The following is a 22716-nucleotide window of genomic DNA, read 5'->3' as shown; positions in this document are numbered from 1 at the left end:
ACTGGTGCAATATTTATGATATTGAGTATCTTCCTAGGCTTTTCAATACTCGGAATACAAAAAAGCCCTAACTCATCGGCGACGAGTCAGGGCTAGAGATTTAAAGCTTAATGATTATAAAGAGGCGATGGTCACTTTTTGCGCTTCAATCTTCGCTTTCGCTTCGATATTTTCCGCTAAACGCGCACGCTCTTTCTCAACCACGGCAGCAGGAGCACGGCTCACAAAGCCTTCGTTTGCCAGCTTGCTTTCGATGGTATCAATTTCTTTCACCACTTTTTCCAGCTCTTTATCTAAACGAGCCAGCTCAGCGTCTTTATCAACCAGACCTGCCATTGGGATCAGCACTTCAGCGCCTGCCACTAATTTAGTCACAGAAACTGGGGCTTCTTCGCCTTCAGCCAGCACGCGAATGCTTGCTAAGCGTGCCATTGAACGAAGGAAGTTTTCGTTCTCAGTGACACGGCGAGCAACATCCGCAGAGTTGCTACGCAGCATGACATCCAATGGTTTACCCGGAGCGATATTCATTTCTGCACGAATATTACGTACAGCTACGATGGTTTCTTTAATCCACTCTAAATCGCTCAGAGCCAGCTCATCTACTTTCGCCGCATCGAACTCTGGGAATGCTTGCAGCATGATGGTGTCAGCTTCAATACCTTTCACCACTTTCACGCGCTGCCAGATGGTTTCGGTGATAAATGGAATGATTGGGTGAGCCAGACGCAGTAAGCCTTCCAGTACTTCAATCAGGGTGAAGCGTGCCGCACGAACTTGGGCTTCATTACCTTTATGAACCGCAGGTTTAGACAGCTCTAAGTACCAGTCACAGAATTCATTCCATGTGAAATCATACAGAATACCCGCTGCGATATCGTAACGATGAGTATCTAACGCTTCACGGTACGCTTTCACGGTTTGGTTGAACTGCGCCATGATCCAGCGATCAGCCAATGAGAAGCTCATTTCGCCGCCGTTTTGACCGCAATCTTGACCTTCGGTATTCATCAGCACAAAGCGGCTCGCATTCCATAATTTATTACAGAAGTTACGGTAACCGGACAGACGTTTCATATCCCAGTTGATATCGCGACCCGTTGATGCCAGCGCCGCTAAAGTAAAGCGTAGGGCATCAGTACCGTGTGCTTCAATACCGTCTGGATACTCTTTACGAGTACGTTTAGCAATTTTCTCAGCCAGTTGTGGCTGCATCATGTTGCCAGTACGTTTTTCCAGTAAAGCTTCTAATGAAATACCGTCGATCATATCCAGCGGGTCGATAACGTTCCCTTTGGATTTAGACATTTTCTGACCTTCTTCATCGCGGATCAGACCTGTCATATACACGGTTTTAAATGGAACTTGTGGCTCGCCATTTTCATCTTTGATGAAATGCATGGTCATCATGATCATACGGGCAATCCAGAAGAAAATAATATCGAAGCCGCTGACTAATACATCCGTTGGATGGAAAGTTTTCAGCGCATCGGTATTTTCTGGCCAGCCTAAAGTTGAGAATGTCCACAGACCGGAAGAGAACCATGTATCTAATACGTCATCATCTTGACGCAGTGCCACATCGGCACCTAAGTTGTTTTCGCGGCGAACTTCATCTTCATCACGACCCACGTAAACATTGCCTTTGTCGTCATACCAAGCTGGAATACGGTGACCCCACCATAATTGACGAGAAATACACCAGTCTTGGATATCACGCATCCAAGAGAAATACATGTTTTCGTATTGGCGCGGAACGAATTGGATACGACCATCTTCAACGGCTTTGATAGCGTCTTTTGCTAAAGGCGCGGTACGCACGTACCATTGGTCAGTCAGCATTGGCTCGATAACCACGCCACCACGGTCGCCGTATGGTACGGTTAAATCGTGAGGTTTGACTTCGACCAGTAAACCTAATTGTTCAAATTCAGCGACGATAGCTTTACGAGCTGCGAAACGCTCCATGCCACGGTAGGCTTCTGGAATTTCGCTGCTGTAATCGGTGCATGGGTTGCCGTTAGTGTCGAACACTTCCGCTTCATGACGAACGTTACCATCTAAGTCCATCATGTTGATCATGGTCAGTTGGTGACGTTTACCGACTTCGTAGTCGTTGAAGTCATGGGCTGGAGTGATTTTCACGCAGCCGGTGCCTTTTTCCATATCGGCGTGTTCGTCACCCACGATTGGAATACGGCGATTGACGATTGGCAGAATAATTTCTTTGCCAATTAAATCTTTATAACGTGGATCTTCAGGGTTAACAGCCACACCGGTATCACCCAGCATGGTTTCTGGACGCGTGGTTGCAACCACTAAATAGTCTTTCCCTTCAGCGGTTTTCGCGCCGTCAGCCAGCGGATAACGCAGGTGCCACATAGAACCTTTAACTTCGCGGTTTTCAACTTCCAGGTCAGAAATTGCGGTGTGCAGTTTCGGATCCCAGTTAACCAGACGCTTACCGCGATAGATTAAGTTTTCTTTGTACATACGAACGAAAGCTTCTTTAACGGCTTTAGATAAGCCTTCGTCCATGGTGAAGCGTTCGCGATCCCAGTCAACGGAGTCGCCTAAACGGCGCATTTGTTGAGAGATAGTGCCGCCAGATTCTGCTTTCCATTCCCAGATTTTGTCGATGAACGCATCACGACCGTAGTCATGGCGGTTTTTACCTTCTTCAGCCGCAATTTTACGCTCAACCACCATTTGAGTTGCGATACCCGCGTGGTCAGTACCCGTCTGCCATAGGGTATTTTTCCCTTGCATACGCTGATAACGGATCATGGTATCCATAATGGTTTGTTGGAAGGCGTGACCCATATGCAGGCTACCCGTAACGTTCGGCGGTGGGATCACGACGCAGAAACTGTCTTTTGAGGTATCACCGTTCGGACGGAAGTAACCGCTTTTTTCCCAGTGGGTATACAGGGACTGTTCGATTTCCGCTGGGTTATAAGTTTTGTCGAGGGATGGCTCGATCATTGCGTTGTCTGGTTTCTTTTCCATTTTTATCTTTGTGTTCAGTAAGTTGGCGGCGTCGCCATGGTCAAATTGAAGCCGACGCTCCGGTAAATTTTATACCGGTCACGCGCCAACTGTTTTAAAGTTTCATCGATAGGCACGAAGTCTATCACTTCATGGAAAGCCGTTGCAAAATCTGCGAATTGGCTTTGTAAATTAATCAGGATATCGCGAGGCGTATTGCCGCGTTTATTTGGCCAGCAAATTTCAATTGGCGAACCATAACGAGGTCCTTCCCCCGCCAAATTATGGGGTACAAACTGGTGAGGATCCCGTTGCCAAAGCGCCTCATCCATTTTTTCCGCTTGCAGCTGATCCTCGCAGGCAATCAGAATGCGTTTTCCGTTGCGCCACGCTTGTGCAGCAAGTTCACAAGCGAGCCATTCGTGGGCTTCGTATTCCGCTTGTGGGGAGGGCTGTTGGAGTTGGTAGAATGTACCTTTTTTCATATACCCGTCTGTACCCGTCATACTTCAATTTGTAGGGGTGTTGGCTACGTTCTCTCGCCTCGGTCACATACTTATGTATGCTCCCAAGGTCTCAATCACTTGCCGCCTACCTACAAACTGAATTATCTAGGGTATAACCGTAAACTGTCATACTTCAATTTGTAGGGGTGTTGGCTGCGTTCTTTCGCTTCGATCACATACTTATGTATGCCCCCAAGGTCGCAGCAAGATTAAATCTGTGTTGAATTATATACTTTTTTATAGCAGCCTCAAAATGGCTTAATGGACGTGTGTTCTGAGGCGTATAACTTGCTGATACCTATTGAAAAAACAATATCCCGAATCGCAGAGCCTGCTCATCGGGATATTATAATAACAACTTAATCAATGGCGATTTTTAATCGTAATCGAAATTACTCGTCACCATTTAAGCCAGCGCGGTTCAGTAAGAACTGAGCTAACATAGAAACCGGACGACCGGTTGCTCCTTTAGCTTTGCCTGAACGCCATGCAGTACCTGCGATATCCAAGTGCGCCCAGTTATATTTGCCCGTAAAGCGTGCTAAGAAGCAGCCTGCGGTAATAGCACCACCCGGACGACCACCCGTGTTCGCTAAATCAGCAAAATTAGAGCTGATTTGCTCATAGTATTCGTCAGCTAACGGTAAACGCCAAGCACGGTCACCAGCTTGCTCTGAAGCATTTAACAGCTCGTGAGCTAGTGGGTTGTGGTTGGACATTAAACCAGTGTAGTGGCTACCTAAGGCAATTACACATGCGCCTGTTAATGTGGCGATATCGATAACCAGTTCTGGATCGAAACGCTCAACGTAAGTCAGGGTATCACACAGGACTAAACGACCTTCCGCATCCGTGTTTAACACTTCAACAGTTTGACCAGACATCGTGGTTAGGACGTCACCTGGACGATATGCGTGTCCACCCGGCATGTTTTCACAGCCAGCCAGTACACCGACGACGTTAATTGGCAGTTGTAGATCAGTGATAAAGCGCATGACGCCGTAAACGGTCGCGGCACCGCACATGTCGTATTTCATCTCATCCATGCCATCAGCTGGCTTGATAGAAATACCGCCTGAGTCGAAGGTTAAACCTTTACCGACCAGTACAATTGGTTTGCACTCTGGATCTGGGTTGCCTTTGTACTCCATGATGGACATCAGAGATTCGTTCTGAGAACCTTGACCCACTGCTAAGTACGCGTTCATGCCCAGCTCTTTCATTTGCTCTTCGCCGATCACGCGAGTAGTCAGTTTGCTGTCAGAAATGTCTGCCAGTTGGCGAGCTTGTGACGCTAAATAGCCAGCGTTACAGATATTTGGTGGCATGTTACCCAAATCTTTAGCCGCTTTAACGCCAGAGGCGATAGCTAAACCGTGGGCGATAGCACGTTCACCGCTGGTCAGTTCACGGCGCGTTGGTACATTGAAGACCAGTTTACGCAGTGGACGGCGGTGTTCAGTTTTGTTGCTTTTCAGCTGGTCGAAGACATACAGGGATTCTTTCGCTGTCTCAACGGCTTGGCGAACTTTCCAGTAGTTATTGCGACCTTTTACATGTAACTCAGTCAAGAAACAAACGGCTTCCATTGAGCCAGTTTCATTCAGAGTACTAATAGTCTTCTGAATGATTTGTTTGAATTGACGCTCATCGAGTTCACGTTCTTTACCGCAACCGATCAGTAAAATACGCTCAGATAGAACGTTAGGCACATGATGCAGCAGCAAGGATTGACCTACTTTACCTTCAAGCTCACCGCGGCGCAGCAGGGCGCTGATATATCCGTCACTAATTTTGTCCAGCTGTTCAGCGATAGGGGACAGACGGCGTGGTTCAAAGACTCCGACAACGATACAAGCACTACGTTGTTTTTCCGGGCTACCACTTTTTACACTAAACTCCATGCGTTCTCCTGAATCTTAAAGACAAAGGTCGATGCTCCAGTTAAAATTAGCCTTTCGCATGATCTGGCTTATAGAGAATGAACTCTTTGTGTTAAATTGAGCAAATACCTAGTTTCGCTTATATTAAGCATATTCCGATATAGCACTTAGTATAGATAATGCTTTTATATCATTCTAGCCAAACAATAAACCAGAGTATATTTTAGTAAATGGCTGTCATAGAACGAACTTAGCCATTTTCATCCCAAAAGACAAGTTTTCACAGGCGTAATAAGCGTGATCATTATTCGATATTTGGTTCGGGAAACCCTGAAAAGCCAGCTGGCGATACTTTTTGTCCTGCTGCTTATCTTTTTTAGTCAAAAGTCCATCGACATCTTAGGTGCCGCTGTTCAGGGGAATATTCCTTCGAATTTAGTTCTTCCGTTATTAGGATTGGGTGTGCCGGAGATGGCGCAACTTATCTTACCTTTGAGCCTATTCCTTGGGCTATTGATGACTTACAGCAAATTGTACACAGAAAGCGAAATTACTGTGATGCATGCCTGCGGCCTAGGTAAAAGTGTGCTTGTGAAAGCGGCACTGGTACTTGCTGCATTAACCGCCTTAGTCGCCGTTGCCAATATTACTTGGATGTTGCCTTGGTCATCTCAGTATCAAGAGCAAGTTTTGGCGGATGCAAAAGCCAACCCCGGTTTAGCGGCGATGGTGGAAGGGCAGTTTAAAACCACTAAAGATGGCAACTTTGTGTTGTACATCGGCGAAGTCAAAGGCAATGATTTTAAAAATGTTTTCTTAGCTCAGTTGCGTACAGCCAATGAGCAGCGTCCTTCCGTTGTGGTCGCGGATAGCGGTTATATGAAAGAAGACGAATATGGTCGCCAGATGGTGGTGCTAGACCAAGGTACTCGCTACGAAGGCACGGCAATGCTGAGAGATTTCCGCATCACTGACTTCGTAAATTACCAAGCCGTTGTTGACCATAAAGCCACGGATGTCAGTACGGATAAAGTGGAACAAAAAACCATGATGCAGCTGTGGAATGAGAGCAATCCTGAGGTCAATGCTGAATTCCACTGGCGTCTAACCATTGTGTTCTCTGTGGTGGTCATGGCGTTGATGGTGGTTCCTCTGAGTGAAGTCAACCCACGTCAAGGGCGCGTACTCAGTATGATCCCCGCGATGCTGCTGTACCTGATTTTCTTCTTATTACAAAGTACATTACGTAATAGCGCAGATAAGGGGGATGTCGACCCTAAATATGCAATGTGGGCGGTTAACTTCGGTTACTTGCTATTAGCAGTGATACTGAATTTATGGGATACCGTACCAATGCGCAAAGTGCGTGCTAAGTTGACCAGAGGGGTTGCCTGATGTTTGGTGTTTTAGATAGGTATATCGGTCGAACCATCCTCAATTCGATTTTGATGACGCTGTTTTTGTTGGTTTCGCTTTCAGGGATCATCAAGTTTGTCGAGCAGCTTCGCAAAGTGGGTGATGGTGATTACACAGCAATGAGCGCAGGGGTTTTCACCTTATTAACCGTTCCCAAAGATATCGATATTTTCTTCCCAATGGCGGCATTATTGGGCGCATTGCTGGGGTTAGGCGCGTTAGCTTCCCGCAGTGAGCTGGTGGTGATGCAAGCGTCGGGTTTTACCCGTTTGCAAATTGCGATGTCTGTGATGAAAACAGCGATTCCATTGGTTATCGTTACGATGGTCATGGGGGAGTGGATTGCACCTGCAGGCGAGCAGTGGGCGCGTAACTACCGTGCAGAGAAAATTGTTGGTAGTTCTTTGGTGGTTACGGATTCAGGTATGTGGGCAAAAGATGCTCATGATTTTATCTATATCCAGCGCATTAAAGATGCGAGCACCATCCAAGATGTTTCTATTTATCGCTTCGATGACCATCGCAAATTACAGTCTGTGATGTTTGCCGCTCGCGGAACTTATGATGCAGATAAAAAGCTGTGGGTGTTATCCCAAGTTCAAGAATCTATCTTGGGTAGCCAGCAAAAAATTACGGGTTCACAGCGTTTAACTTATGATTGGAAAACCAATTTAACCCCAGAGAAACTAGGCATTGTTTCTCTGAATGCGGATTCGCTTTCGATTCGCGGTCTGTATCAGTACATCACCTATTTGAAAGAGAGTGGGCAAGTTGCTTCGGTTTATCAGCTGAGTATGTGGCAAAAAATCCTAGCGCCGCTTTCTGCGGCAGTCATGATGTTAATGGCGGTTTCCTTTATCTTCGGACCTCTGCGTACGGTTCCAATGGGTGTGCGTGTGATTTCAGGGATTGTGGGCGGCTTCTTGTTCTACATCTTAAACCAAGGCTTTGGTAACTGGAGTTTGGTCTATTCCATTCCGCCAGTACTTGCGGCAGCGCTGCCGAGTGTCTTGTTCTTGGGCGTGAGTATCTTCTTGTTAGTTAAACGAAAATAGTCCATTCCCTTTAAATTGAAAAAGGCTGTCGAATCGAATGATTTTACAGCCTTTTTTATTGCTGATGGCAACTCTCCACTTCAAGAATACACTCATTTTTTGCTGAAGATAAAATTACCGAAATTACTCAATATCGATTGAATTTTTCCTTGAGGCTTAAACAACACATACTTTGTCACTTTTTCTCCCTTGTAAAATTGAGAATTACCGAGAATGCCAATCACGTTTTTTCTACTTTTGTTGGCAATCTGTTGTGCATAAGAGAAAGCGCCGCCATTGGCACTGTATGCTTGTTCAATCTTGTAAGTATTTTTCCAGGTTGCTTGCCTGGTTGCTTGAATGAATGATTGCTTTGCTTCGTTTATGGTATCTGCGAGTAACTTTTTATACTCAGCCGTTGCTTCAATGTTCGGATTATCCGCTTTTTCATTCTTCAGTCTGGAAAGATCTATTTCGACATAGTCTGGTTTTTTAGGCTGTGGAAAGAGTTCTTGATGATTAAATACATTTCTGAGTTGCTGTACTAATTCAGAAATAGTGTTCCTTCCTGATTTTACGGAGCTGGGGCGCACTATGTTATGAGCGAAAAGCGGGATAATTTTCATCTTAGTTCCTTTGCTAATCATAAGTAATAAGGCCTAAGAGTAGCGAAAGGTCATCCTAAAATATTGCATAAAAAGCAGACGTCTATCAAAAAAAGCAGCCGTCTAACAAAAATAACAACGAATAAAAAACTGCCTGAAGGGCTCAGGCAGTTGTCACGATAAAGGTAAGTACGCGCACAAATCCGCGTTTTAGGGTAGGGGTATAACTCGCCAGTGCATTAATCGCGTCGGCGGTACCCTTTCAATTTTTCCCATACGCATGGTTAGATGATAATGAAGCAACCATATCATTCACACCAGCGGTCAACTTACTGAACTTACTACCATCTTTACGGGTCATCACTACGAATACCGCAATATTTTGCTGTGGGATCATCGCCATATAGGTATTAAATCCGCCGCCGCCGCCGGTTTTCTGGTAGATCCCCGGAATACCGTTTTTAGGCTTCATATACACCCAGCCAAGACCCAGTCCATCAGCATAACCTGCCACGTCCATCCCTTTGGCATCTAACAGCTTTTCACGGGGGAAGAAAATACCTTGTTCGCGGGCTGCGGTCGCTTTACGTAGGTTATTATCCGTGGATAAAAATTGCTGCATCCATTTTTGCATGTCTGCCGGAGTAGAATACACACCACCGCTTCCTGCTGCTGCAAGGGTGTTATGGCAAGGGCTTGGCTTGGTGCCTTCCATTAAACGGGCGCACTGACCTTTGCTTGGGGTGTAGGTGGTATCCGTCATTTTCGCCGGAGATGTCACGTATTTGCTGAACAATTGCGGGTATGACTGCCCCGTCGCTTTGACCATCGCATCAGCGAGTAAATCATAGGCGAGGTTGGAATAAGCGGCTTCAGTACCCGGTGTAAAATCGAGTTTACCGGTTTTCAGCCATGTCCAACGGTTCTCTTGGGTTGGCCAAATAAAGACAGGGCGACCCCATTTTCCACCCGGTTGTTCACGAGGCAAGCCACTGGTATGGCTCGCTAAATGATACAGTCGGATAGGTTGCCCGCTGTTGTTATCAGGCACGGTAACGCCGTTGTAGCTGTATTGCTGTAGCGGGTCGGTGATCGCTAATTTTTTATCCTGCTCTAGCTTAATTAAGATTTCGCTGGTCATTAATTTGCTAACAGAAGCGATGCGGATTAGTGAGTTAGGGCCCGGTTTTTGTCCATTACCCGGCGCGGTTTCACCGTAATAGCGAGCGAGAGTTTGGTTGTTATCAATGACGATAATCGCCATGCCTCGGGCATTACTTTCGTTATAAATTCGATTCGCATACATATCGACGATTTTGGTGACACGCTCGTAAGTTCTTCTATCGCCTTCGAATATTTGCCACTCGGAGTTACCTGCAAGCATGCCACTTGGTGAGCTTTGCGCGGTTTTTTCTGTCGTTGAGGAACAGGCCATCAATGCCGCAGACAGTGCGGATACCGACAAAATTTTAAGAAACGTTTTCTTCATGTTTGAAGCCAGCCGATATGATTGTTTATAAAAGGCTTTTCAGCCAATATTTATTTTTTCTTTGAGAAAATTTTCATGACGACACCAATTAAGATGCCAATAACCAGACCAGTGGCTATCCATCCAACAAAGCCCATAAAATATGCCTTTATAATTTTACATAAGAGTGCGGATAAACTAACAAAAATTATGCTTTGTCGCCAGTCACCGAAGGGTTAAGACAATGAAAATACTCTTAGGAAAATTAGCATAGATATTCAAATGTTGTTGAACAGAACAGGGGATATTGCGCTTTTTATAGAAAGATTTTTTCAGGTGCTTTTTTTTTAATCGAACAATCTGATTGTTCAAGATAAATGTTGCCAGTCGGCATCAGGCAAGTATAATGGCAGCGTTTTCCAAGAAACACATCACTTCGTGCCGGAGTGGCGGAATTGGTAGACGCAGTTGATTCAAAATCAACCGCCTTCGGGTGTGCCGGTTCGAGTCCGGCCTTCGGCACCATAAGAACATCAATGGACGTCAACAGACGTCTTTTTTTGTATCTGAAATCCCAGTTTTACAAGGCTTTTCCCCACTTTTCAGTCTTCCCAAGTATACTAAGGTCAACCCACATCAAGTACCTGCTGTTGGTATATGTGTTGGTATCTCTCGATTCGATAATAGTTTGTACCAACGCAAGGAGATAAATCATGGCTCTTACTGATGCTAAAGTCAGGGCTGCCAAGCCTTTGGATAAATCGTATAAATTGACCGATGGTGATGGTATGCACTTGATGGTACATACCAACGGATCAAAATATTGGCGTTTACAGTATCGCTTTGGCGGCAAGCAAAAAATGTTAGCGCTGGGTGTTTACCCTGATATTTCACTCGCAGAAGCCAGAGAGAAAAGAGATGCCGCCAGAAAGTTAATTGCTAACGGATTTGATCCAAGCGAAAAACGCAAAGAAGTGAAAGAAGAGCAGCAAAAGGAATTTAACACCTTTGAGAAGGTTGCTCGCGATTGGCACGCAACGAATAAGAAGTGGTCTGAAGGTCATAGCCATCGAGTCCTCAAAAGCCTTGAGGACAATATCTTTGCTGCTATTGGTAAACGCAATATTGCTGAACTGAAAACTCGGGATCTACTCGAACCGATTAAAGCCGTAGAGATGTCTGGACGTCTTGAGGTGGCGGCACGTCTACAACAACGTGTGACAGCCATAATGCGTTATGCCGTACAAAGTGGTTTAATCGACTATAACCCAGCGCAAGATATGGCTGGTGCAGTTGCCACTGGTAAACGAGTCCATAGAGCTGCATTAGAGCTTAAACGCTTACCTGAGTTCTTACAACGCATCGATGATTATAAGGGAAGACCTTTAACTAAACTTGCAGTCAAACTTACCTTATTAGTCTTCATTCGTTCCAGTGAACTGCGCTTTGCTCGTTGGGATGAAATCGATTTTGAAAATGCGATGTGGACGATCCCTGCTGAACGCGAAGCGATAGAAGGGGTGAAACACTCCCATCGTGGATCAAAAATGCGTACTCCTCATTTAGTACCTTTAAGCCGACAAGCTATTGAGATCTTAAAGCAAATCTATCAATTCAGTGGTAACCATGAGTTGATCTTTATCGGTGATCACAACCCTAGAAAACCAATGAGTGAAAACACGGTAAATAACGCATTACGTGTGATGGGCTATGACACTAAGACGGAAGTATGTGGTCATGGTTTCAGAACGATGGCATGTAGTTCGTTGATTGAATCAGGGTTATGGTCGAAGGATGCAGTAGAAAGGCAGATGAGCCACCAAGAACGTAATTCAGTAAGGGCGGCTTATATTCATAAGGCAGAGCATATTGAGGAAAGGCTGCTGATGGTGCAATGGTGGGCGGATTATTTGGATGTGAATAGGGCAGGACATGTGGGGGCGTTTGGGTTTGGGAAGGACCGTCTTTAATTGTAATTTATAAGAGAAAATCCACCATTAGAAAATTAAATTAGTTATCCTAATGGAAATTAAATTTTTTGATCTAATTCGTAAAAGGGAAAGCTGTTTATCTAACTGACAATTAATCGATTACTTTATTTGCTATATAAGACTTTTTAGTGCTAGTTATGCTAGATATCATTATTTTAAGGTAAATTTAATTATATAGTAATTTATAATAATTTGGGTTAGGTTATAACTAACAACAAAAGCTATGATTGTGATATTTTACACTTTTAGTTAGCATTATTAATGTTATATTTGAAGGATGTTCAGTTTTGATAAACTTATCAAGAAAAAATCAATAATAATTATGAATAGATATATGCCCCTTGAAGCAGGTGACCTTATTGACTCGCCTTATGGAATAGGCAAATTTATCCGCATTAACAACAATAATGATGCTCTTATTAAGTATTTTGATTCTCCCGTAAATTATGAAGGCATAGAGAAAACTGTCAAAGTAAAAGACCTAAAAAAAGCCGAACTCTACGCAGAAAGTCTGGTTTATCGCTACGACTACGAGCTTGCACACTGGCAGATTGCACGTGTTGTTGGTGCTGTGCCTGGAGGGGTGCGTTTGCATTTTCCTAACAAGCAGCAGGAAGACGTCAGCTTAAATGATATCTTTGTGCGCTGGGATCGCCCTATCAGCGATGCTGCCGCCCTTCTGGCCGAGCGCATTACCTATACCCCCTTCTGGCAAGATGCCCGTCTAGCTTATCAGCATCAGATGCTGAAACAACGCAACGCTTGTGCTGGGATTACTTCTTCGCTGTCGTCCAGTATTGAACTCGAACCTTACCAGTTGGCCGTCGCTCGTCGGGTGTTATCTGACCCCATTCAGCGCTATCTACTGGCAGATGAAGTCGGCCTTGGGAAAACCATTGAAGCTGGGTTGATCGTGCGGCAACACGTCACCGAAAATCAGTTCACTCACTGCGTGGTGATCTTGGCGCCCAAGGTTCTCCACCGCCAGTGGCAGCATGAGCTTTCCGCCCGTTTCCACCTAGGGGAACTGCTGAATGAGTCGATCCATGTTATTGATATAAAATGTTTTAGCGAGGAGAGTCCGCTGCCATTCTGCCCTGATATGCTGGTAATTGACGAGGCTCATCAGGTCGGTGCTTGGGCATGGGACGCAGGGCATGAGCATCAGTACGCCAGCGTTAACCAACTGGCACAACAAAGCACAAAATTGCTGCTGCTGTCGGCAACGCCCGTGACCGGTAACGAAAAGAACTTCCTAGCCATGCTGCATCTGCTGGATGCCAATAATTATCAGCTGACTGAAACTGGCCTGCTGAAATTTCAGCAGCGTATCCAGAAACGCGAAGAGATAGGTTCACTTTTCTACGCGTTTAACTGTGATAACGACAACATGACGCTGGAAGAGAACCTACATGCCTTGACCGAATTGTTTCCAGAGGATGAAGTTCTTCACGGACAAGTTGCGCAGTTGCTCCCCCATTTAGATGTGCTGCAGCCTGAGCGGAGTGAAACGCGCGATCAGCTGATCAATACAATCCGACACTACATAGGTAACCGTTACCGTCTTCACCATCGCCTACTGCGCAACCGCCGTAGCAGTCCTGGTATCAGCATCCTCATGCCCGGTTTGTCGGGCTTGTCACTGAAAAAATACACCGCCACGGACACCAACAACGACATGATGATCGCCTGGCGAGAATCGGCAGTTATGCTACATCCACAGGACTCGACGTTTGCCTCAATTTACCAGTTACTGTTTGAAGCAGCCATCGCCACACCGGAACTGCTGGCACGACTCGCCACCAGCCGTTTACAGCAGCAGTCGCTAAGTGCTACACAAGGTTTCCTCTACAGTGAATCACAACTCGCGTTGTTGCAGCACCCGTTGTTTGACGGTGAGAAGAATATCCTGCAGGAGTTGGTAGACCGTTGCATCATGGAGCGTGATAGCAAGCGTAAGCGCTTAACTGAAGTACTGGAATTACTTTTGGACAGCAACGCTAAAGAACTCCCTTACATTGTGGTGTTCTGCGATCAGCCTTGGGTGGCAGATCAAGTCTTTACTGACTTGATGATGCCGTTCATTGGTAAAATCCAGCGCCATAACCCTGATAAAGAAATTCGCTTTGGCAAGGGAAGCAAATGCCAGATCCTGGTGTGCGATCGTCGGGCTGAAGAAGGTGTCAATTTGCATGGTGGTCGTAAAATTGCGCTGCATTATGATCTATTGCTTTCACCTAATCGCATGGAACAGCGCCTTGGTCGTTTGAATCGGTATTGTGCGAATGAGAATGCGACCTCCATCCTCAGTATCGCGTTGGTGAGTGAAGCAGAAGACCTACAAAATCAGTGGCTGGCTATTCTAAATAATGTTTTCAACGTATTCGAAGATTCAATTGCCAGTTTGCAATACTTGGTTGATGAAGAGTTACAATGGCTTAGCGCCAATCTCTATCCGTTAGGAGAAGAGAGCATTATACAGCTTAGCGCACGTTTGGCGGGTGAGGATGGTCGCTTGGCAGAAGAAAAACAGCGAATCGAAATGCAGGAAGTCCTTTTGCAAATCGACGGCGATATAATCGAAGCCAGGGAGTATGCTGATGCGCTGGCGGAGATCGATGAGAATGAAGACGAATTCCGCCAATCCGCGAGTAATCTGTTGGGTAATGTCTTGAAATTTGATGCTATCCGGGATGAGGATACTCCGGCAGCACTCCGGTATCGTTTCAATCCGGGGGATTGGAATGCTGGTACCTTAGTTAGCCCCCAGAGCTTACAAAAACACTGCCTGCTCGGCTTTGATCTCAACAAGTCAGGCGGAAATTCTCCTGTGACTTGGCCATTGAGCTATAGGCGCTCAGATTCTACTCAAGGTAACATCCGCCCTGCACGACTAGGCGAACCTTTCCACGATGCCATCCTGCGACTGCTTGATTATGAAGAGCGTGGTATAGCTAGCGCGGTTCTACGCATCACACCCGGGATGGGTGAAGAGCAAAAAATTTTTTTCCGCTACGATTTCCTGATTGAGGCCGATGTTAACACTCCAGCGCAACAGCGCCTGGCTGACTATTTGATGCCACCTCAAACCATGACCCTATGGCTGAACCAGGCGGGTGAGCACATCACCGATGCGGACGTAATGACTATATTGGATGAGCCTTATTCTCCGCAGAAGCGTGGCGGGCGTCACCTTAACCTGAATGAACAGCGTTGGGCGCAGATTGCCCATTGTTTCAGTGCCAAAGAGTGGCGAACTTGGTGTAATGATAGCTACAGTATTGCCCAGCAATTGGCGGTGGGCCAGTTCGCCGCACAACAGGCTCTCGGCTTAAGCCGCCTAGAAAATTATTTGAGTAGCGCCTTGCTACACCACGCTGACCAGCAGGAGACCGGGCAGACGCTGCGCCATGGTATTACGTGGCCGAAGATCACCACCTTGGCAACACGTGCGTTAATCATTGCATCAGAAGCCCTACTGCACAAGGATTCACAGCTCTGATGAAACTGGCGCAACTGATTGAGCAATCTAGTATTACATCAGCATTGAAGGAGTGCTTGCTTCCGGATGCTACCGCCGGGCATCTCGATCGCCGGGCGCTAATTCGTGACTGGCTATACTTGGAAAAATATTCCCACCACAGCGATAACGAGTTGACGGTCCCTGATGATAGCTACCCTGGTTGGCCAAGTCTGGGAGAGTGGGAAGCCAGCGGTATTCACTGTCAACGACTAGGTCACACCTTTTTGCTCAGTGCTGGTCCTGCCTGGTGCCCGCAGTGGCTGGAACAGGGAGATATCACACCTTTTCTAGATAACGATCTGCACCAATTACGTCGCCAGGACACACGAGTGCCGATGGACCATATTCTGCGCCCAGTTTTGAAGTTTGATTACTACCAAGCTCCAGGCCAGCGAGATGCGGTACGCCGGGCGCTGTTCGCCCCGCCGGGTAGTACGCTGCTGGTTAATTTGCCCACCGGCACTGGTAAGACGTTGGTGGCTCAGGTACTGACATTAATGGCTCCGCCGCAGGGGGCTATGTGCCTATTGATAGCGCCAACAACTGCACTGGTGATGGAGCTAACAAGTAGATTCCGCGAACTGTTAAGCGAAGCCGGTGCTCGAGCTGAATCGGTCTCTGCTTGGTACAGCGACCTGCCGGCGCAGGATAAAAGTGATACGCGTCAGCGTATTAGAGTCGGGGAACAGAGACTGATCGTCACATCTCCCGAAGCTGCCTGTGGCTCACTGCAGTTTGCCCTTTTTGAAGCGGCCAAACAAGGCGGTCTACGCCATGTTATCGTCGATGAGGCGCATATTGTCGCCAGTTGGGGTAATGGCTTTCGTCCACATTTCCAGCAGTTGGGTGGATTAATCCGCGGGCTTAAACGCATCAGTCGTGAAGCGAAGTTAACACCATGTTCTACGTTGCTTATGAGCGCGACCATCACCGAAGCTAGCCGTAAAACTCTGCGTGATACTTTCGATCAGCAGATGATCGAGGTCCACGCTAGCCATTTACGCCCTGAGCCGGCTTACTGGTGCTATCGGGCGACAGACCATAGTGATAAACAGGATAAGGTGTTGCAGTCGTTAGCGCATGCACCGAGGCCTCTAATCCTCTACGTGACGCGACCGGAAGAAGCTGAAGAGTGGGCGCAGATTCTGCGGGATCAGGGGTATCAACGGCTTGCTACATTTACCGGTAATACGCCGGATCCTGCACGTCAGAGTCTGCTGGAGCAATGGAATAAAAATCAGCTGGATATCATAATTGCCACCTCGGCGTTCGGCGTTGGTATGGATAAAAATGATGTGCGTACGGTAATTCACGCCACCGTGCCAGAAAATATGGACCGTTTCTATCAGGAAGTAGGGCGAGGTGGGCGTGATGGTTTTGCTTGCACCTCACTTCTGATTTATGAACATCAGGATGTCAGCCTAGCAAAACGGCTCTCTTCTCAGAAACTCATTGGTCGTGAATTGGGCCTGGAACGCTGGAAAACGCTGTGGGAAAGGAGAGAACATGTAGGGGATAACTTATATCGTATTGATATTGGAAGGATCCATGTCAATCTTAGTTTCCATAGCGATGAAAACCAACTGTGGAATCTGCGTACTGTACTGATGATGGTGCGCGCAGGCGTGTTAGAACTGGATACTGACCTGCAAAGCCCACCGGATAAAAGCACGTTTGCTGATGTCAGTCACTATGAAGCGGCACTGGAATGCCTCTTGCAAAAGAATCAAAACTCTCTGGTGGTGCGCATCCTGATCGGTAACCATACAGGGGAAGCGTTATGGAACACGCACATTATTCCTTCACGTAAAGAGACTCGGGAAGCGGCAAGAGCTAACCATAATGCGTTAATCAACTGGCTGCACACCCCCCAGCTTATCCCTCTGTGTGAGACTTTGGTGGACCTCTATTCCTTGATGGAATTTTCCCCGGGCCACGCCTGCGGCGGTTGCCCCGCGTGCCGTAAGAGTAAGATGTTGAACAGCGGTTATATGATCCCTCCACCGCTTCAACTCAATCCGTTAGCATCATCGCCTTCAGAGCATGTGTTAAGTCGTTGGCAGGAGTTGAGCGGGCTGTCCTTTTCCAGTTGCTTTATTACCTACCCTGAGGTGACTGATGATGAATGGGAACGTGAGGGCTGGTATCACAGTATCGCGACGTTGCTAGTACAGTTGCATCGCGCAGGCGTTGTCCAGCGCATATGGTCGGAACCTGCCTTGCTACATAACGTATTCAGTGTCATCCCGCGTGGTGAGCGCCTGACCCTGCTGAGCGATGAATTGCCTGTAGGCGGTGAACCGGTGGCGGATAACGATGTGATGAGTGAACTGGCTGAATTGGTACTTCCTACGCCAGAGTATTGCACCAGTGGCTACCTACCTCCATTCACCCATGCACCATTGCAGTTGACATTGATCCCGCATGATATGCCCGATCCCCACCACCCCAGAGGGGCGCATTACGTTCACCTCGATAATCACAATTGGATCACCATCGAACAACTTCAAAGGAAACTAGACCGTGTCGATTATCAATAATGCCCATGGAGGCAGTCAGTATGCCGTGCTGGCCGCATTTTATCAGGTGCTGAAAGCCAGCACAAAAAACACGCTGCCGCGTGAAAAACTGATGGCGCTCTGTGCACCGAAAACGTTGCAAACGGGTAACGCACCGGATGCAAGAGGTAAAGCGCCCCAGGAATTAAGAGCGTGGCTGGAACTAGGTATACTGTCGGAAGAATCGGTAGACGATACAACTGAAATCAGCCTTAACTCGAACTATTTCAGCACAAAAAATATGCCTCTGCGGCAGGCTGTACGCCGCTGCTTACAGTCTCCGGAAAATAACAGTGACCTAAGTTCACGCGATCAACGTGCCGTTGACCTCACCCTGCTCGCAGCACTGCTGTTGGCACTGGATGTGTATAACAACGCCGATATCAGCACGCGTAACCTGGAAGCGTTGGTAAATCAGTTTCTGCCCGATTTCCGTATCAATAAAACTAACGAAGTTCCGATTGTTCCTGGCTATCTAAACTGGCTGGGCTACGCCCAGAAAATTACCCGCGACAGTTACGCCATCGACCCCACCGATGCCATCCGGGAAGAGTTACCGTTCTTGATGCGGCCAGGCGAACAACTGACCATCGGCGAAGCGTTGCAACGTCTGAAACAGGCACTGCCGGTGCTTGACGGTGGCACCTACCGACAGCAGGTAGAGGACCGTATCAGCCTGCATGGCTGGCAACCACTCAGTGCTAACCGAATTTCGACCTCGCTGTCGCGCGCGCTGCTGCGGCTTCAACTCTCCGGGATAATCAACATGAAGGTGGAGTCTGACGCCAGCGGCGCAATGCAGTTAACCGGCAGAAAAGGGAGTGTGTTGCGTACCGTGACCCATCTTACATTGACTAGCTCAGGAACCAACTGATGCCACAATTACAGAGCTACTGGCCCGGCGAAGAGAACGTTGCCGCCTGCATCCTGACCGAAGCCGAGTCACTAGCCGACAGCCAATTGCTGGCGGTTCATGAATCTATGCATCTCGACCGCATCGAGTTTCACAGTGGTAAGGTCATTCAGGTGGGGGAAGGGGCGCTGCTAGACTTTCTGCTTGAACATAATCGTCCATTGCCGCTGATTGGGGCTTCTGGCGTGGGGAAATCTCATTTAGTGCGCTGGGTTCATGCTCAGCTCAAACGTCGAGAAGATCACGCGAAATATCATATTATTCGTATTCCAAAAAATGCGTCATTACCACGCGTGCTTACTACCATCTTAGAAGACCTCAACGGTGAGCAGTATCAGAGCATTCGCGAGAAGGTAAACGGGGTTGGGCAGCAGTTGATCCCCAAAAATGTGGCCGAACATATAGCTCTCAAGCTGCGTCAGGCACTGAACGCAGCTTGGAAGTCTGCCGTAGAAGAATTGCAACAGGAGCAAATGGGGAAAATTCAGCTGGACGAAAGTAGAAAAAAAAAGCTGAAAGAAATCCAACAACACGCAGTATCAACTCGGCTCCCCGCGCTTTTTTTTGACAGTGTGATGACGCAGTATTTTACCGATCCTGGGGCCTGCTTGCACAATATTGCGCTGCGCTTCTGTAAGGGGGCTGACGACGACAGTATTGCCAACCTGCGTTATGAAATGTCTTCGGCAGACTTTACCTTCAGTGGCCTGAATCTCAGGCAAGTTTCATCGGCAGTGTTCCCCTACTTGGTCAACCAGCAGTTGCTTACCAGTGATGAAAAAAAGCAAGCAGCGGCTCGCGTTGTCAACGAAGTGATCCCTCAGGCGCTGGGGGACACCTTTGGAGAATTGTTCAGCTTTAACCGGGCCAGCTTCCAGGACCTGATGCGCATGATTCGCCGCCAGTTGCTGGCAGAAGACCGCAGCCTTATCTTACTGGTGGAAGATTTAGCTGCCACCTCAGCGATTGAGGACGTGCTGATCGACTGTCTGTTGGAAGAGGAGGAGTACGAAGGCAAAAAGGTGCTGTGTACTCTGAACTCTATTATTGCAGTGACCGAGGGCCACGACAGCTTTAAGCGTCACCGTAATACTTTGGGCACCCGTGCCCGCTATGAATGGGTGATCCAGCAACAGCATCCCAGCGAAAGCGATACATCACTGAAAAAACGTGTTGTCGACTTCTGCGGTCGCTATCTTAACGCAGCCCGCCACGGTGCTGTTGCGCTGGAAAAATATCACCACCAGCAGGATGGGCAGCGCTATCGGGATACTCCGGTATGGCAGGATCAGGAGGTGTTGGAAAACGAATCTGCTGCGCCCGTGCTGGCGAGTTTCGGCCACAGCAGTCACGGTCATCCACTGTTTCCATTTAATCCGGCAGCAATCGGACAGTTGGTTGAACGCCACTGTCAGGATAAAGAACACGGGTTAGTTTTTGTCCCGCGAAATATACTGAATGCTATCCTGCGTGAACCGCTAAAAAATTATCGCCAGAGCTATCTTGATGGGCAATTCCCGCCGTCAGGATATGAAGGGATTATTTGCGGTCAGGAACTTCAGCAAAGGGTGCGCCTGTCCGGTGTTAGTCAGCCCGATCGGGTCAATTCACTGCTGGCGATTTGGGGCGGTAACAGTCCCCACTTGCTTGGCCTGACACCAGCCATCTGTGACGAATTCGGCCTGCCGCAGGCTGCAGAACTGTTAGGTAATCCATCACTACTACCCGGAGGCGATGATCTACTGCAACCCGGAGGCGATGATCCACTGCCATCCGGAGGCGATGATCCACTGCCAGCCGGTGAAGCTCCAGCCATTCAGGAATGGAAAGCCGCGCTTGAAAAATGGAACCAGGGCAACACGCTCGATCAAGCCAAAGCCCGTGATATCCGTAAGTGGTTACTAGAAGCGTTGATTGCGCGTATTGACTGGTCAACCGAGCTGATCCAGACCTCGCTCACGGCCAGTTCAGCAAAAAATCAGGGAAGGATCCACTTACCCCGCGTGCTGGTGGGAAATCAGTCGCGCCCGCTTGTGACGCTTGAAGATACACCTGAGCTGTACAGCGCCTGCTTAGCGATGGCGCGCTTTAACCTTTTCCAGAACTGGGATTTCGAAGGTAGTGAGATCGATTACGCTGCCTTTCATAACTTTGTCGACCGTATTGAAACAGAAGTAAAACTCACCGTGTTGCAGGAAGAACGCGAAGAGCTTTCTAGTACTGTCAAAGACCTACAGTTGAGTTGTGCATTCCTTGGGCTGGATGGTTCTTCATCTCCAATCTCGACAACTCTAGTGCAGGCCCTGTTAAAAGAACCACAGTCTACGGACAAAAGTCATCCGCTGCTGGACGACTTCTTAACCCAGTCGCGAGCTAGCGTGATTGATGAACACCGGAACCTACGCGAGCGTTTAATCGCGCTTACTGCGGCGAAAAAATCGGGCGCCCAACCTTATGCCATTAACGGATTAATGTTGGTGGAAGCGGCAAAAAGACAACAAGTCGCCGCCGGGAAACGACCGAGTAAGATCCACGAAGTCAAAAACAGACTGGGTAGTTACCGGACCCTGCTGCTGAAGACTCAGGAGGACATTACTGAACGCCTGAGCGACGGCGAAGGCTCCAGTCTGGCAACGGTTAATATCTGTGACATCATGAAGGAGATAGTCGAATTGGCGAACAGCGCTGATGTCGTCCGCCCGGTAGGTGAAACAGTGCCGGTTCTGCTGAAGTTATTGAAGGGCTGGAAAGAACCGGAGTTGAAAAACCAGATCAGACAACTGGAGAAACTGACTCTGCCAGCCGATAACCCTCAGGTTTTGATGAGGGAAATTCTTGCCGTCAACGGCAAACAATATGAGGCATTTCGGCAGTTGCTGGAAGCCTGGAGCAAGTTTGAAGATGCTACCGGCAGCTATCTGCAGCAGCGTCACCGTGATGAGGGCGGCGACCAGATTGAGGGAGCCGAAAATGAGATCGAACAGACCCTGATAAGGCTGACTGAACAGTTAGCGCTGCTGGAGAAGAACTTAGCATGAGTGAAGTAAGCATCAGTGAAGTGGTAATCTCCAGAGCGTCGGAAGAGATTAGCGTTTTTGCACGGCGCAGCGGTGAATTTAAAACGCGCCTTGAGCGCCATCAGCAACTGAAAAAGGCTCAGGAGATACGCAATGGCCTGCTGCAGGTGGCGAAAAAAATCGATGCCCCGGCGAAAAAACTGGCGCAGATTCTCACGAGCTATCTGCTGCTACGGCAGGTTTGCGATAGTGAGAGCGGTAATCCAATTGTTGGCCTGTTTGACCGCGAAACATTTGGCAATCCACAGGCCCTGCTGACGGCCTTTCTTCAGCAGTACCGGGCGCGTACAGACGATGTTGCTCAAGCCGAGGAGTTTGGTCTGCTGGTTCTGGAAATTGAGCGCTTAGTCAGTACTCTCAATAAACATACCAGCACTGCGTGGCGTGAATACATCCGTATGTTAAAAGCGCAGTGGGAAGTGGACCAGAGGCTTTTCAGCAACCTTGCTCATCAGGAAGGGCAACGAAAAGTACAACAGCACTACTGTGACCTTGTCGCTCAGTTCACCAACAGTAGTCGTGAGCTGCCAAAAACTGCTGACGAAGTTGAGGCCATAATCGATCTGCATGAGCAACTTTGCCACCAACGCTATGCACTCAAGCTAGACGTGCCGGAAGAGGTCAATCTCTTCCTCAAAGCCGTATCAGGGCAAGGTGCCACGCTCGACATGTTGACGCCTAATGTACTCAGTTGGCTGAGTGAAGAAGATGACCCGACACGCTATCGCATAAGGCGCTTATAAGGACCCTAGTT

At 47.8% G+C, this 22716-nt stretch carries 13 protein-coding genes and 1 tRNA gene; 9 read left to right on the top strand and 5 right to left on the bottom strand.

The window, feature by feature from the left end; translation table 11 throughout:
* Window positions 1–114: 114 nt before the first annotated feature.
* The 3 genes from ACY3ZI_RS18750 to pepA all read right to left on the bottom strand — a co-directional run bounded on the left by ACY3ZI_RS18750 (window position 115) and on the right by pepA (window position 5398).
* Window positions 115–2985: a valine--tRNA ligase gene (locus ACY3ZI_RS18750; protein ID WP_211887261.1), complete on the bottom strand. Its 2871-nt coding sequence runs from the start codon at window positions 2983–2985 to the stop codon at window positions 115–117.
* A 38-nt stretch (window positions 2986–3023) separates the two neighbouring features.
* Complete coding sequence (locus tag ACY3ZI_RS18745) at window positions 3024–3473, bottom strand: DNA polymerase III subunit chi (RefSeq protein ID WP_211886895.1); 450 nt, start codon at window positions 3471–3473, stop codon at window positions 3024–3026.
* A gap of 413 nt (window positions 3474–3886) precedes the next feature.
* On the bottom strand, window positions 3887–5398 hold the full coding sequence (pepA, locus tag ACY3ZI_RS18740) for a leucyl aminopeptidase (protein ID WP_036949149.1): 1512 nt from the start codon (window positions 5396–5398) through the stop codon (window positions 3887–3889).
* A 276-nt stretch (window positions 5399–5674) separates the two neighbouring features.
* On the opposite strand from pepA, the gene lptF reads away from it, so the two are divergent.
* Window positions 5675–6772, top strand: coding sequence for an LPS export ABC transporter permease LptF (gene lptF, locus ACY3ZI_RS18735; RefSeq protein WP_108478846.1), 1098 nt, complete (start codon window positions 5675–5677; stop codon window positions 6770–6772).
* Window positions 6772–7848 (top strand): LPS export ABC transporter permease LptG, encoded by a 1077-nt coding sequence (gene lptG, locus ACY3ZI_RS18730; protein WP_211886897.1) that lies wholly within the window; start codon window positions 6772–6774, stop codon window positions 7846–7848. The genes lptF and lptG overlap by 1 nt, the downstream gene beginning before the upstream one ends.
* A gap of 92 nt (window positions 7849–7940) precedes the next feature.
* On the opposite strand, the gene ACY3ZI_RS18725 is transcribed toward lptG, so the two are convergent.
* Window positions 7941–8453: a hypothetical protein gene (locus ACY3ZI_RS18725; RefSeq protein WP_211886898.1), complete on the bottom strand. Its 513-nt coding sequence runs from the start codon at window positions 8451–8453 to the stop codon at window positions 7941–7943.
* A 241-nt stretch (window positions 8454–8694) separates the two neighbouring features.
* Window positions 8695–9921, bottom strand: coding sequence for a D-alanyl-D-alanine-carboxypeptidase/endopeptidase AmpH (gene ampH / locus ACY3ZI_RS18720; protein ID WP_211886900.1), 1227 nt, complete (start codon window positions 9919–9921; stop codon window positions 8695–8697).
* Between the two features lie 419 nt (window positions 9922–10340).
* On the opposite strand from ampH, the gene ACY3ZI_RS18715 reads away from it, so the two are divergent.
* The 7 genes from ACY3ZI_RS18715 (at window position 10341) to ACY3ZI_RS18685 (ending at window position 22705) form a co-directional block, all read left to right on the top strand.
* A tRNA-Leu gene (locus ACY3ZI_RS18715) sits at window positions 10341–10425 on the top strand.
* Window positions 10426–10613: 188 nt separating this feature from the next.
* Complete coding sequence (locus ACY3ZI_RS18710; protein WP_487375689.1) at window positions 10614–11870, top strand: tyrosine-type recombinase/integrase; 1257 nt, start codon at window positions 10614–10616, stop codon at window positions 11868–11870.
* Between the two features lie 298 nt (window positions 11871–12168).
* On the top strand, window positions 12169–15393 hold the full coding sequence (dpdE, locus tag ACY3ZI_RS18705; RefSeq protein ID WP_487375688.1) for a protein DpdE: 3225 nt from the start codon (window positions 12169–12171) through the stop codon (window positions 15391–15393).
* Window positions 15393–17954: a protein DpdF gene (dpdF, locus tag ACY3ZI_RS18700; protein WP_487375687.1), complete on the top strand. Its 2562-nt coding sequence runs from the start codon at window positions 15393–15395 to the stop codon at window positions 17952–17954. The genes dpdE and dpdF overlap by 1 nt, the downstream gene beginning before the upstream one ends.
* The gene (dpdG, locus tag ACY3ZI_RS18695; protein WP_487375686.1) at window positions 17938–18846 is read left to right on the top strand and encodes a protein DpdG; all 909 of its coding nucleotides are present in this window, start codon (window positions 17938–17940) and stop codon (window positions 18844–18846) included. The genes dpdF and dpdG overlap by 17 nt, the downstream gene beginning before the upstream one ends.
* Window positions 18846–21923, top strand: a complete 3078-nt coding sequence (gene dpdH, locus ACY3ZI_RS18690; RefSeq protein ID WP_487375685.1) for a protein DpdH — start codon at window positions 18846–18848, stop codon at window positions 21921–21923. Before dpdG ends, dpdH begins: the two co-directional genes overlap by 1 nt.
* Window positions 21920–22705: a hypothetical protein gene (locus ACY3ZI_RS18685; RefSeq protein ID WP_487375684.1), complete on the top strand. Its 786-nt coding sequence runs from the start codon at window positions 21920–21922 to the stop codon at window positions 22703–22705. The genes dpdH and ACY3ZI_RS18685 overlap by 4 nt, the downstream gene beginning before the upstream one ends.
* Window positions 22706–22716: the final 11 nt, after the last annotated feature.

The organism is Providencia sp. LY12, assembly GCF_057621555.1.
This window is presented reverse-complemented; position numbering and strand designations above follow the sequence as displayed.

Excerpts from the sequence above, each read along its gene's own strand:
- ACY3ZI_RS18750 (WP_211887261.1), bottom strand. The coding sequence starts at position 2,985 with ATGATCGAGCCATCCCTCGACAAAACTTATAACCCAGCGGAAATCGAA.
- dpdE (WP_487375688.1), top strand. The coding sequence starts at position 12,169 with ATGTTCAGTTTTGATAAACTTATCAAGAAAAAATCAATAATAATTATG.
- ACY3ZI_RS18685 (WP_487375684.1), top strand. The coding sequence starts at position 21,920 with ATGAGTGAAGTAAGCATCAGTGAAGTGGTAATCTCCAGAGCGTCGGAA.
- ampH (WP_211886900.1), bottom strand. The coding sequence starts at position 9,921 with ATGAAGAAAACGTTTCTTAAAATTTTGTCGGTATCCGCACTGTCTGCG.
- lptG (WP_211886897.1), top strand. The coding sequence starts at position 6,772 with ATGTTTGGTGTTTTAGATAGGTATATCGGTCGAACCATCCTCAATTCG.
- dpdH (WP_487375685.1), top strand. The coding sequence starts at position 18,846 with ATGCCACAATTACAGAGCTACTGGCCCGGCGAAGAGAACGTTGCCGCC.
- pepA (WP_036949149.1), bottom strand. The coding sequence starts at position 5,398 with ATGGAGTTTAGTGTAAAAAGTGGTAGCCCGGAAAAACAACGTAGTGCT.
- ACY3ZI_RS18710 (WP_487375689.1), top strand. The coding sequence starts at position 10,614 with ATGGCTCTTACTGATGCTAAAGTCAGGGCTGCCAAGCCTTTGGATAAA.
- ACY3ZI_RS18725 (WP_211886898.1), bottom strand. The coding sequence starts at position 8,453 with ATGAAAATTATCCCGCTTTTCGCTCATAACATAGTGCGCCCCAGCTCC.
- ACY3ZI_RS18745 (WP_211886895.1), bottom strand. The coding sequence starts at position 3,473 with ATGAAAAAAGGTACATTCTACCAACTCCAACAGCCCTCCCCACAAGCG.
- dpdF (WP_487375687.1), top strand. The coding sequence starts at position 15,393 with ATGAAACTGGCGCAACTGATTGAGCAATCTAGTATTACATCAGCATTG.